The following is a 12,267-nucleotide window of genomic DNA, read 5'->3' on the forward strand; positions in this document are numbered from 1 at the left end:
AGCGCTGTACCCACAAAAACAACAAACAACAGCATAGGAACAATCGTATGTCAGGTTCCCCAGTGTCTGCGCACGCCGCCGAGGCGAGCGGCGGGTTGGCCATCGAAGGCCACTCCATCGATTACATTCCGGAAAACGAACGTCACGCCAAACTCAGCAGCCAGGGGCCATTCTGGTTCCTCGGCAATTTCCACTTCTTCACCATCTCCATCGGCTTTGTCGGTCCGAGCCTGGGCTTGTCGGCGCTGTGGACCCTGCTCGCCGGTGCCCTGGGCATCATGTTCGGCACCATCTTCATGGCGTTCCATGGCTCCCAGGGTCCGGAAATGGGCCTGCCGCAGATGATCCAGTCCCGTGCCCAGTTCGGCTATCGGGGGGTGATCCTGGCGCTGATGGCGACGATGTTTGTGTTCGTCGGCTTCAACGTGGTCAACATCTCGTTGATCATGAACGGCCTTGAGCATGTGTTCGGCATCGACCCGACCATCGTCGCCGTGGCCGTAGTGCTGGTTGGCGCGCTGTTGTCGATCTACGGCCACGACCTGATGCACAAGGCCTTCAAGTGGGCTTTGCTGGCGACCTTGCCGCTGTATGCCCTGGTGACCATCGCCCTGATGTTCGGCGCAGGTTCCGAAGGCGTCACCCCGGCGACCGACCTGGGCTTCAGCTGGGTGGCCTTCGCCACGCTGTTCGCCATCGGTGCCAGCTACAACATTTCCTATGCGCCCTATGTGTCTGACTATTCCCGCTACCTGCCGAAAAACACCAGCCGACCGAAACTGATCGCGGCGGTGTTCATCGGCGCTTCGTTGTCCGGCAGCTGGATGATCGGCCTCGGCGCTTGGCTGGCCCAGGAGCTGAAAGCGGCGGATGCGCTGGTGGCATTGAATCAGGTCGGCTCCTCGATGGTGCCGGGGCTGGGCAATCTGCTGGTGATTGTCTCGGTGGCGGGTTTCCTGCCGATCATCGCGCTCAACACCTACAGCGCCATGCTGACGCTGCTGACCGGAGTCGACTCGATCAGGAAAATTACCCCGACACCGCGTGCCCGGGTGCTGTCGATCAGCGTGATCAGCGTCATCCTGTTGACCTGCGTGCTGTCGATCAAAGGTGACGGCATCGCGTTGTTGAACACCTTCCTGGTGTTGTTGCTGTACTTCCTCGTGCCGTGGACCGCCGTCAACCTGGTGGACTACTTCTTCGTGCGCAAGGGCCGTTATGCGATCCCGCATTTCTTCACGCCGAAAGGCATCTACGGCGCCTGGCAATTTCGCGGCATCGTTTCGTACCTGATCGGCTTTGCCGCGATGGTGCCGTTCTTCTACATCTTCGATGCCGCCGCCGGCAAAGAGGTTTTCGTCGGGCCACTGGCGCGGATGCTCGAAGGCGTGGACATCGCCTGGCTGGTGGGCCTGGTGGTCTCGGGGCTGACCTACTACCTGCTCAGCCGCTCGATCGATCTGGCTGCCGAACGCCGGGTGATCGATGCGCTGACTGAAAGCGACATCGTCGCCATGACCCATTCATCTGCGGAGGCAGGGCGTTGAACAGCGTAAAAAATACCGTGGTCGCCTGCTGCCAACTGGCACCGAAAATCGGCGACCTGGCCTACAACCGCACGCTCACCGAACGCGCGATTCGCCAGGCAGCCTTGCAGGGCGTTCAAGTCGTGGTGTTGCCCGAGCTGGTGCAGAGCGGCTATCTGTTTGCCGACCGCGTTGAGGCGCTGAGCCTGGCGGAAACCGCTGACGGCCCGACCCTGCAATTGTGGCAGGCCCTGGCCCGTGAGCTGAACCTGTTGATCGTCGGCGGTTTCTGCGAGCGCCTGCCCGATGATGAACTGGCCAACAGCGCGGCGATGATCGACGCCAATGGCCTGCGCGCGGTGTACCGCAAGGTGCATCTGTGGGATGCCGAGAAGGACATCTTCACCGCCGGCGATGCACCACCGCCGGTGGTCGAGACAGTGCACGGACGTCTCGGCATGCTGATTTGCTACGACCTGGAGTTCCCCGAGTGGGTGCGTCTACCGGCTCTGGCCGGGGCCGATCTGCTGTGTGCTCCGGTCAATTGGCCCGACGGTCCGCGGCCGCAGACCGAACGCCCGGCCGAAGTGCTGCGGGTGCAGGCCAATGCCTCGGTCAACCGCATGTTCATTGCGGCTTGTGATCGCTATGGCCATGAACGCGGTGTCGGCTGGGTCCAGGGCTCAGTCATTGTCGATGCCGACGGCTACCCGTTGGCCGGGCCGGCGGAGCAGGGCGGCGAACAGATGTTGCTGGCCACGCTGAACCTGGCCGAGGCGCGCAACAAGCGCATCAGTGCCCGCAACGACCTGCATGAAGACCGCAGGCCCCGGTTGTATGGGATGAACAGCACTTTGTAACCGTTGATGTCATTGCCTGCTGGACGCCCGTCACGGGCCTATGGCATCGTCGAAACGAAAGGCCATGCAGTGAACGGGATCGCAATGATGGGGGAGGAAAATAAAGTCGGCGGTAACGCGACGATGGCCACGCTCAAGGAGTTCAATCATTGCGTATTGCACCTTGGGCGGCTGGCGCGGGAGAGCGGGGCGTCGCGGTTCATCGCCGATGGTCTGCAGGCATTCGGTCAACTGGTGCCCTTCGCATCTGCCTGGTGGGGCGAAATGTCTGCACCAGGTCCTGAAGTGCCCATGCAAAGCTGGATGCATGGCAGCATCAATCTTCCTGAGTCCTTTGCCGCCGACTGGCATCCGGTGGCGGCCAACGATCAGTTCTCCTACGCCACGCTCAATCGTCCCGGTGAGGTGGTGCGCGACAAGGGGTTCACCGACCCTTGCGAGGCAGTCAACGATTTCGCCCGGCGCTACGATCTCTATCACTTGATGAGCATCACCTACGAATTGCCCGAAAGCGGACTGATGTTTTTCGTCTGCCTCTACCGGGGTGAGGATGAACAGGCGTTCGAGGAAAACGAAGCCGAGCTGTTCTTGGCGTTCTGCGATCACCTGTTCCAGCTGTGGCGGTTTCAGGTGCAGGACATGATTCGCTTCGACAGCGAAAACGGCGCGAGTGATTTTGGCGTCGCGCGCATGGACGGCAGTCTGCTCTATGTGGGGGCCAGGTTGTGCGTCGCCATCCAGCGCGAACTGCCCGGCTGGAGCGGTTCCACGCTGCCGCCCGAGGTGATCGCGCAATTGTCCAAGGCCCCCTGCGTGATCCGTCTGGGCCGCTGCGCCCTGACCCTGAGCCCCAACGCCGAACACGTCATCCTGTCCCTCGAAGCCCCCTCGGGCGGCGACGGCCTGGCACCTCGGGAGCGCACGGCGGCGATGCTGTTCGCCGCTGGCCACTCCTACAAGGAAATCGCCCGGATGCTCGCCTTGAGCCCGTCTACCGTGCGCACCTACCTGCGCAATTGCTACTTGCAGCTCGGCGTGAAAAGCAAGGTGGAACTGGGCTCGGTCCTGCGTTCGCCGGGCGTGCCGGCGGAGTCCGTGCGCCGGGATTAATCCCAGCCGTTTCAATTATTTGCCTTACCCCTCCTCATTTGCAGAGGTCCATTTGAACGCTGCGCCCTATAGGGTAGGCCCTGTCTATACAAGGGCTTGTGCAGCCGTTCGGGCCGCTTCAAAACAATAAGAACAGGGGTGAGGCATTTGATACTTTCCAGGCTTTTTGTCGCCATGGCGGCGACCACGACATTTTCCGCCATGGCGTTGGCGGCGACACCCGCCGACACGGTCATGCGCAATGGCTACGTCTACACGGTCGATGGCCAGAATTCCGTGCAGCAGGCCATCGCCATTTCGGGCGGCAAGATCGTCTATGTCGGCAGCGATGCCGGGGTCGACGGCTACATCGGCAAGCAGACACAACTGATCGACCTGGCCGGGCGCATGCTGATGCCGGGCTTCGTCGATGCACACATGCACCCGGGGGATGGCGGTCGCGCCATGACCTTGTGCGACCTGAAATACCAGACCATGACCCGCGCGCAGTTTCAGGCAAGTATCCAGGCCTGCCTCGATGCCGAGAAGGACAAGGGCCCGGACGTCTGGCTGGAAGTCGGCAGCTGGGATCGCATGGGCATGACCGGGCTCGACGGCGATGCCGACAAGTCGACCCTCGACGCGCTCAAGACCCAGCGTCCGATCCAGGTGCGCTCCACCGACTTCCACACCGTGCTGACCAACTCCCGCGGCCTGGAACTGGCCGGCATCAACAAGAACACCGCCGACCCCGAAGACGGCAAATACCGCCGCGACAGTGCCGGCAACCCGAACGGTATCTGTGAAGACGGCGCCGCCGAATCGCTGGCCGCCGTGGTGCCGCCGGCGACCGACGCGGAAAAACTCAACCAGATGCGAGCGGCCCTCGACGCCATGCGCCAGCAAGGCATCACCAGTTTCTTCGATGCAATGTCCGGCCCGGAAAACGGCAAGGCCTTCACCAGCCTGCAGAAATCCGGTGAGCTGACCGCCCGGGCCTTGCTGGCGATCAAGCTGGACCCGGCCGCCGCTGCCGCCGACCCGGTGAAAACCATCGCCGAGGCCAAGGCCCTGGCCAGCACCTACGACCAGGGCGAAGTGAAAACCGCGCCGGGCGTGAACATGCGCCACGTCAAACTGTTCATGGATGGCATCATCAATGCCCCGGCGGACACCGGTGCCATGTTGACCCCGTACCTGCACAACAGCGGCACCGACAAGGCGCCGAAGTGGACGCCGGGCAAGAATCTGGGTGAGCTGTACTTCCCGCCGCAGGTGCTCAATCCGCTGGTGCTGCAAGCGGTCAAGGCCGGTCTCGATCCGCACCTGCACGCCACCGGCGAGCGCGCGGTGCGCGATGCACTGGACAGCGTCGCCTATGTGCGCAAGGAACTGCCCGGTACGGATTTCCGCCCGGCCATCGCGCACGCCGAGTCAGTGGACCCTGCCGACTATTCACGCTTCAAGGCACTGGACGTCACCGCCACCATGTCATTCCAGTGGGCGCAGCAGGCCCCGTCCACGGTCGACGGCACCAGTGATCACCTGGGTGCCGAACGATTCGAGCGCATGGAACCCTCGGGCAGCATCGCCCATGCCGGCGGCCGCGTGGCGTTTGGCAGCGACTGGCCGGTCGATCCGCTGGATGAGTTCCTGGCCTTGAAAGTCGGCGTCACCCGTTCCGGCGATCCGACCAATCCGCACAGCTATGGGCCCAAGTACGCCGGGCGACTCAACAGCGATCCGGCGCTGTCGCGAGCCGAAGTGCTGCGCAGCATCACCTTAAATTCCGCCGAACAGTTGAAGCTGGAAGCGGTGCTGGGCTCGATCGAAGTCGGCAAGTTGGCTGACCTGATCGTGCTCGACAAGAACTTCATGCAGGTGCCCGAGGAGGAACTGGGCCGCAATGACGTGCTGCTGACGCTGGTCGGCGGCAAGGTCGTGTGGGCCAAGGCACCGTTCCTCGGACTGGCGCCACAGGTTGTTTCCCAGGTTGTCACTTCCCGATCCGCCCAATAAAAACGAGAGAGCGTTCCGATGCGATTCATTCCAAACCTGTTGGCCGCCGCGCTGGCATTGTCCTCGGTACAAGCGATGGCCGCCGCTGACCTAGTGTTGTTCAACGGCAAAGTGTTCACCGCCGAACCCGGCCAGGCGCTGGTGCAGGCTGTTGCGGTGCAAGACGGCAAGATTCTGAAAGTGGGCAGCGATGCCGAAATCAATGCCCTGGCCGACGCCAAGACCCAGCGCATCGACCTGGCGGGCAAAGTGTTGATGCCAGGCATGATCGACACCCACAGCCACCCGGTGGTGGGTGCGTTCGACAGCATGAAGGCCAACCTGCTGGACGAGGTCAAACCCTTGCCGGAACTGGAGCAATGGTTGATCGAAGAGGACAAGGCCGGGCGTGCCCGCTCCGGTGATGTGATCAGCGTGGCCGGGGTCAGTTCGGCCTACTGGGAGAAAAGCCGTGAGCTGGGCAAGGTGTTCAATCAGGGCCGTTGGGCTGATCAGCCCATCGTCTTCAGCGGCATCGACGGCCACACCGGTTGGGCCAACAACGCGATGCTCAAGCGCCTGAACATCGACGCGGCACTGGTGAAAAGCCTGCCGGAGAAAGAACGCGGCTACATCGGCCATGAAGCGGACTTCACCCCTAACGGCTACTTTGCCGAATCCCGCTGGGACGTAGTGCGCAACGGTATTCCGGCGCCCAGCCCGGAGACCATGCTCAAGGCCGCTCGCGAGGCGGTGAAGATCAACAATCAATTCGGCGTCACCGCCTGGATGGACGCGGCGGCGAACGGCGGCAGTGAAGATTCGCTGTTCGATTTCCATGCCACCGCGGAAAGTGTCGGCGTGCTGCCGCTCTACAAGGCGTTGGCGCAGAACGGCGAACTCAGTGCCCACGTCGCCGCGTTGATGGTCACCAACCCGAAGAGCAAACCCGCCGACCTGGAAGTGATCGCCACGGTGATGAAGCAGTTCGAAGGCGTGCCTAACCTGACGTTCCCCGGCATCAAGGTGTTTGTCGACGGCATCCTCGAATTCCCGGGGCAAACTGCTGCGGTCATCGTGCCGTTCAAGAACAGCCATAAAAATGGTCAGTTGCTGACCGACCCGGCGCACTTCGGCGAACTGGTGGTGGCGGCGGAAAAACGCGGCTGGATCGTGCACATGCACGCCGTCGGCGACCGCGCGGTGCGTGAAGCGCTCAATGGCGTGGCGTATGCGCGCAAGCTCAGCCCGACGCCCGTGCCACACAGCATCGCGCACTTGCAGTTGGTCAACCCCAAGGAGTTTCCGCGCTTCAAGGAACTGGGCGTGATCGCTTCGATGCAACTGCTGTGGGCCACCGGCGAGTCCTACACCGTCGAGCTGGTCAAGCCTTACATCAGCGCCTTCGCCTACGGTTACCAGTATCCCGCGCGGTCCTTGCATAACGCCGGCGCGACGATTGCCGGTGGCAGCGACTGGCCGGTGTCGAGCGCCAACCCGTTCAACGCCATTGCCCAGGCAAGCACGCGCAAAGGTCCGTTGGGCGTGCTCAATGCCAAGGAAAGCATCGACCGCCAGACCATGTTCTACGCCTACACCCTCAACGCGGCGAAAACCCTGCGCCTGGAGAAGCAGATCGGTTCGCTGGCACCGGGCAAGCAGGCTGACCTGATCATCCTCGACCGCGATGTGTTCAAGGTCAGCGATGACGACCTGTTCGAAACCAAAGTGCTGAACACCTTCTTCGCCGGCAAGCAGGTCTACGCCCCCGCGTCCTGACCTGCGTACACCCGACACACTTGAAAACCGCCAGCCCCTCGTAACGCGAGGGGTGTGGCATCGCCATGCCTGAAATTCCCCCGTACGCCATAACAACAAGAGAACTGTATGAACGCACTTTCAGCATTGACCCTCGCAGCACTCGCACTGGCCCCCCTGACCAGCCAGGCCCTGGTCCTCAACGATGATTTCAGCCTGGAGATGACCCTGGGCGTCGTCAGCGACTACCGTACCCGGGGCATCTCGCAAACCCTGGGGGATCCGGCGGTGCAGGGCGGCGCAACGCTTTTGCACAGCAGCGGCCTGTACATCGGCGCCTGGACCTCCAACGTCGACTTCGGCGGCGGCTTCGACACCCGGCAGGAGCTTGAGTACTACGCCGGTTACTACTGGCAGGCCACGGACGCCATCAGCCTGGACCTGGGCTACATCAAGTACGACTACCCGAAAAACTCCGAATTCAACCTCAGCGAAATCTACGCCGTCCTCGACCTGTACGGCGTGAAGCTGGGTGCCTATTACTCCAAGGACACGCCGAACGTTTTCGGCGAAGACCAGGACACCCTTTACACCTACGTGGGCTACAAAATCGCTTTGCCGGCCGAAGTCGGCCTGGACCTGCGCTTTGGCCGCAACGATGTGAATGACCCCGCGTTCTGGTCCGCCAATGGCGATAGCCGTGAGTCTTACTACGAGTGGGAAGCCAAGCTGACCCGCGACTTCGTCGGCGTGACCTGGGGCCTGAGCTACGTCGACACCGATTTGTCGAAAAGCGAGTGCAGCAGTTGGTACGGCTATGACGACCTCTGCTCGGCGACGGTTGTAGCCAGCGCAACCAAGACCTTTTGATTTCCGTCCCTGACAATAAAAACAGTTCCACAAAGGAAACGCCGCCATGAGTGCGCAACGCAGTCCCCTGATCGAGACCCGCTCGATCGATTTCATTCCTGAGTCTGAGCGACACGGCAGTCTCTATAGCCAGTTCACCTTGTGGCTCGGCGCCAACCTGCAGATCACCGCCATCGTTACCGGCGCCCTCGCCGTGGTACTGGGCGGCGATGTGTTCTGGTCGCTGATCGGCTTGCTGATCGGGCAAGTGCTCGGCGGTGCCGTGGTGGCGCTGCACGCGGCACAAGGGCCGAAGCTTGGGTTGCCGCAGATGATCTCCAGCCGAGTGCAGTTCGGGGTGTATGGCGCGGCAATCCCGATTGTCCTGGTGTGCCTGATGTACCTGGGTTTCAGCGCCACCGGCGCGGTGCTGTCGGGCCAGGCGATTGCGCAGTTGATCAGTGTCAGCGACAGCGCCGGCATCCTGATTTTCGCCGCATGTATCGCGTTCCTGACGATCTTCGGTTATCGGGTGATTCACCTGGTCGGACGGGTGGCCAGCGTGCTGGGTATCATCGCCTTCGCTTACCTGTTCACCCGGTTGATGACCCTCAACGACATCGGCCTGCTGCTCGATAACCGGCATTTTGGCTGGAGCACCTTCCTGCTGGCGGTGTCGCTCTCGGCGTCCTGGCAGATCGCTTTCGGCCCCTACGTAGCGGACTACTCGCGCTACCTGCCGAGCAAGACTTCGTCGTGGAAAACTTTCGCCGCCGTCGGTCTCGGCACGGTGTTGGGGGCTCAGACTTCGATGGTGCTGGGGGTGTTTGCCGCCGCACTTGCAGGGGCGAATTTTCGTGGGCACGAAGTGGCGACCATTGTCGGCCTGGGCAGTAGCGGTGTGATCGCGTCCTTGCTGTACCTGAGCATTGTGTTCGGCAAGGTCACGGTGTCCACTCTCAATGCCTACGGCAGTTTCATGTGCATCGCCACCATCATCAGCGGCTTTCGCCGGCGCCTGGAAATCACCGCCCGCCAGCGCATGCTGTTTGTGCTGCTGATCGTCGCGGCATCCACCGCACTGGCGTTGCTGGGGCAGTACTCGTTCCTGAACTCGTTCAAGTACTTCATCCTGTTTTTGCTGACGTTCTTCACCCCGTGGAGCGCGATCAACCTGGTGGATTACTACTTCATCAACAAGGAGCGTTACGACGTTCCGGCGCTGTCCGACCCGAACGGCCGCTACGGTCGCTGGAACGCGCTGGGGATCAGCGTCTATGTGATCGGCGTGTTGATCCAGCTGCCCTTTGTCGACACCCATTTCTACTCCGGGCCGATGGTTGCGCAACTGGGCGGCGTGGATATTTCATGGATTGTCGGGCTGTTGGTGCCGGGGGTGATTTATTACGCACTGGCCAAGCCGTCGATGAGTGGCGTGGTGGTTGAGCGGGGTTAACCCCCGCATTTGTGGCGAGGGAACTTTTGTGGCAAGGGGCTTTTGTGGCGAGGGGGCTTGCCCCCGTTGGACTGCGCAGCAGTCCCATCTTTTGGGGCCGCTTCGCAGCCCAACGGGGGCAAGCCCCCTCGCCACAGGGTTAGCGTTCAGGCAGTTTCCAACGCTCACGCAATCGCTCGTACTGCGCTTGCGGCAGTTGCACCAGCACCGGGGATTTGCCCGGGTCCAGCCAATCGAACAACCGCGCGATATCCGCCGGGTCCATGGCCGTACAGCCCCGGGTCGGCGCGGTGGGGCCGCGCCAGATGTGGAAGAAAATGCACGAGCCGGCAGCGGGAGAGGCCGGAGTGTTGTGCTGGATGAAGATGCCTTGGCGGTACAGCTCATCCGAGCGGCGCATCCGTTCGGAACTGCTCCAGTCTTTGTCGACGACTGATCCGTCGACCAGTTCGTTGTAACGCGTGGATTGGCTGTCATCCACGCATTCGATGGTCGGTGTCAGCGACAGATAGGGTAGGCGGGTTTCGGCCGAAGGCGCGTAGCCAAACGCCGTGCCCAGCTTGAACATTCCAGCCGGCGCCTTGCCATCGCCCTCCTGTTTGACCGGTCCTTCAGGTTGCCCGGTATCGAGTAGCCCCTTGCCCCAGCCCATGCCGTTCTTGCCGAGCACCACTGCAAAGGGCGCTTCGAACTTTTCAAAGGTCCTGCCGCGCCGTTCATAACGCTGGGCAGTACCCTGGATGTCATCCCAGTTGTTGCTGGTGACCACGATCAGTTGCTCGCTGCCGTCGAGTCCCTGGGCCATTGCGGCCAACGGAAAAAACGCCATCAACAGGGCCTTGAGCAAAATGTTCATGGCGCCAACGGCGTGATGGGGAAATCCATGACGTCCGGCTTCGGCGGATTCCCGCTGTACGTGAAGTGCCACCACTCGGCCGAATACCCCACAAAGCCTTCCTTGGCCATGGCACTGGTCAGGCGCTGGCGATGGGCGTTGGCCTTGGCGTTGATCAGCGTCGAGTCGGTGTGGGCCCGCTCATCAAAACAATCGAAACCGGTGCCCATGTCGAGGGCGCCGTCGTGCCAGCGCTCGCCATAAGGTGCCGTGCAATCCACCGGTTTGACCGAAGGCGTCCAAGTGTCGGCGGGCAGCGCGTCGGGGCCGGTCAGGGTCAGGTCGACGGTGTTGCCCCGGGAATGATTGGACACCCGGGCCACATAACCCAGGCGCCAGAAGTCCTGCTTGTCGACCCGTGGATAGAACTCGGTCTTCAGCGGGTCGCCAGGTTCGGTGGCGAAGCGGCCCATGTCCGCCACCGCACGCTTGGGTCGATAGCAGTCGAACACCTTCAAGCCATAGCCTTCGGCTTTCAGTGAGCTTTGCACTCGGGCCAATGCCTTTGCAGCGTCCTCCGACAGCAGGCACTCCGCCGCCTGGTAGCCGTCGAGCGGATGCCCGGTGAAGTTGTGCGCGCTGGCGTAGCGGATGTCCTGTTCGATGCCCGGGTCGACGTTGCGCACATACACCATGTGCCCGGGTTTAGACTCGTCGGCCATGCACGGCAGGGCAAGGCTCAGGCACAGCAACAACAGACAGGGTAAACGCGACATCGGAAACGGCTCCATGCATGACCAGTCATTCCATCATGGCTTGAAACCGTCCGTACCTCCATGAAGTTGTTGATCGGCGTGATACGACGAACGCACCAGCGGCCCGGACGCGACGTTCTTGAAGCCCATGCGCGTGCCTTCTTCGGCGAACCAGGCAAAGGTGTCCGGGTGCACGAAGCGCTGCACCGGCAAGTGGCTGCGCGAGGGTTGTAGGTATTGGCCGAGGGTCAGCATGTCGATGTCGTGCTCGCGCATGCGCTGCATGACCTCGATGACTTCCTCGTCGGTTTCGCCAAGGCCCAGCATCAGGCCGGATTTGGTCGGCACATGGGGCACCGCTTGCTTGAATTTCTGCAGCAGGTCCAGCGACCACTCGAAGTCCGACCCCGGCCGCGCGGCCTTGTACAGGCGCGGTACGGTTTCCAGGTTGTGGTTGAACACATCCGGTGGCTCATTGGCGGTGATCGCCAGGGCCACGTCCATGCGTCCGCGATAATCCGGCACCAGGGTTTCCAGTTGAATGCCAGGGGACAGTTTGCGAATCTCGCGCAGGCAATCGACAAAGTGTTGGGCACCACCGTCGCGCAAATCATCGCGGTCCACCGAGGTGATCACCACGTACTTCAGGCGCAGTTCGGCGATGGCCACGGCCAGGTTCAGCGGCTCGTTGGTGTCCAGCGGCTTGGGCCGGCCATGGCCGACATCGCAGAACGGACAGCGCCGAGTGCAGATGTCGCCCATGATCATGAAGGTCGCGGTGCCACCGGAAAAACACTCACCGAGGTTCGGGCACGAGGCTTCTTCACAGACGCTGTGCAGCTTGTGCTTGCGCAAGAGCTGCTTGATCCGGTCGACCTCGGGAGAGATCGGCATGCGCACGCGAATCCAGTCGGGTTTGCGCGGGAGTTCATCCGTGGGAATGATCTTCACCGGAATCCGCGCAACCTTGTCCGCGCCGCGCAGTTTGGTGCCGACCTCTACTTTGGCCGGGTTTTTACCGGCCGAATCGACGATGGCATTCATGGTGATTTCCTTGTGCAACAGCCGCAGGACCTGTGGGAGCGGGCTTGCTCGCGAAGGGGCCGTGTCAGTCGACATCAATATTGACTGACACACCGCC

Annotated in this window: 10 protein-coding genes; 7 read left to right on the plus strand and 3 right to left on the minus strand. The window is 62.0% G+C overall.

Translation table 11 applies throughout. The features are described 5' to 3' along the window. Positions 1-47 precede the first annotated feature (47 nt). From KGA88_RS14830 to KGA88_RS14860, 7 genes are all read left to right on the plus strand, one after another. Entirely contained in the window at positions 48-1,547 is a 1,500-nt protein-coding gene (locus KGA88_RS14830) for a purine-cytosine permease family protein (protein WP_223592072.1), read from the plus strand. Beyond that, a complete protein-coding gene (locus tag KGA88_RS14835; RefSeq protein ID WP_223592075.1) occupies positions 1,544-2,386 on the plus strand; it encodes a nitrilase family protein in 843 nt (280 codons plus the stop codon). The genes KGA88_RS14830 and KGA88_RS14835 overlap by 4 nt, the downstream gene beginning before the upstream one ends. Positions 2,387-2,473: 87 nt before the next feature. Next, positions 2,474-3,496 carry a helix-turn-helix transcriptional regulator gene (locus KGA88_RS14840; RefSeq protein ID WP_223592094.1) on the plus strand — a complete coding sequence of 341 codons (1,023 nt, stop codon included), beginning with the start codon at positions 2,474-2,476 and terminating at the stop codon, positions 3,494-3,496. 201 nt (positions 3,497-3,697) lie between these two features. Beyond that, positions 3,698-5,494 (plus strand): amidohydrolase, encoded by a 1,797-nt coding sequence (locus tag KGA88_RS14845; protein WP_110662301.1) that lies wholly within the window; start codon positions 3,698-3,700, stop codon positions 5,492-5,494. 18 nt (positions 5,495-5,512) lie between these two features. Beyond that, a complete protein-coding gene (locus KGA88_RS14850) occupies positions 5,513-7,252 on the plus strand; it encodes an amidohydrolase (RefSeq protein ID WP_223592077.1) in 1,740 nt (579 codons plus the stop codon). A gap of 108 nt (positions 7,253-7,360) precedes the next feature. After that, positions 7,361-8,101 carry a TorF family putative porin gene (locus KGA88_RS14855; RefSeq protein ID WP_223592082.1) on the plus strand — a complete coding sequence of 247 codons (741 nt, stop codon included), beginning with the start codon at positions 7,361-7,363 and terminating at the stop codon, positions 8,099-8,101. A 46-nt stretch (positions 8,102-8,147) separates the two neighbouring features. After that, positions 8,148-9,536 carry a purine-cytosine permease family protein gene (locus tag KGA88_RS14860; protein ID WP_223592085.1) on the plus strand — a complete coding sequence of 463 codons (1,389 nt, stop codon included), beginning with the start codon at positions 8,148-8,150 and terminating at the stop codon, positions 9,534-9,536. A 139-nt stretch (positions 9,537-9,675) separates the two neighbouring features. Here KGA88_RS14860 and KGA88_RS14865 read toward each other — a convergent pair whose 3' ends face one another. From KGA88_RS14865 to lipA, 3 genes are read right to left on the minus strand one after another with little or no spacing between them, the layout of a single operon-like run. Beyond that, positions 9,676-10,392 carry a L,D-transpeptidase gene (locus KGA88_RS14865; protein WP_223592087.1) on the minus strand — a complete coding sequence of 239 codons (717 nt, stop codon included), beginning with the start codon at positions 10,390-10,392 and terminating at the stop codon, positions 9,676-9,678. Beyond that, positions 10,389-11,147 carry a M15 family metallopeptidase gene (locus KGA88_RS14870; protein ID WP_223592089.1) on the minus strand — a complete coding sequence of 253 codons (759 nt, stop codon included), beginning with the start codon at positions 11,145-11,147 and terminating at the stop codon, positions 10,389-10,391. The genes KGA88_RS14865 and KGA88_RS14870 overlap by 4 nt, the downstream gene beginning before the upstream one ends. A gap of 33 nt (positions 11,148-11,180) precedes the next feature. Then, entirely contained in the window at positions 11,181-12,170 is a 990-nt protein-coding gene (gene lipA / locus KGA88_RS14875) for a lipoyl synthase (protein ID WP_110660511.1), read from the minus strand. Positions 12,171-12,267 lie beyond the last annotated feature (97 nt).

The organism is Pseudomonas sp. A-R-19 (assembly GCF_019956575.1).
Taxonomy (GTDB): Bacteria; Pseudomonadota; Gammaproteobacteria; order Pseudomonadales; family Pseudomonadaceae; genus Aquipseudomonas.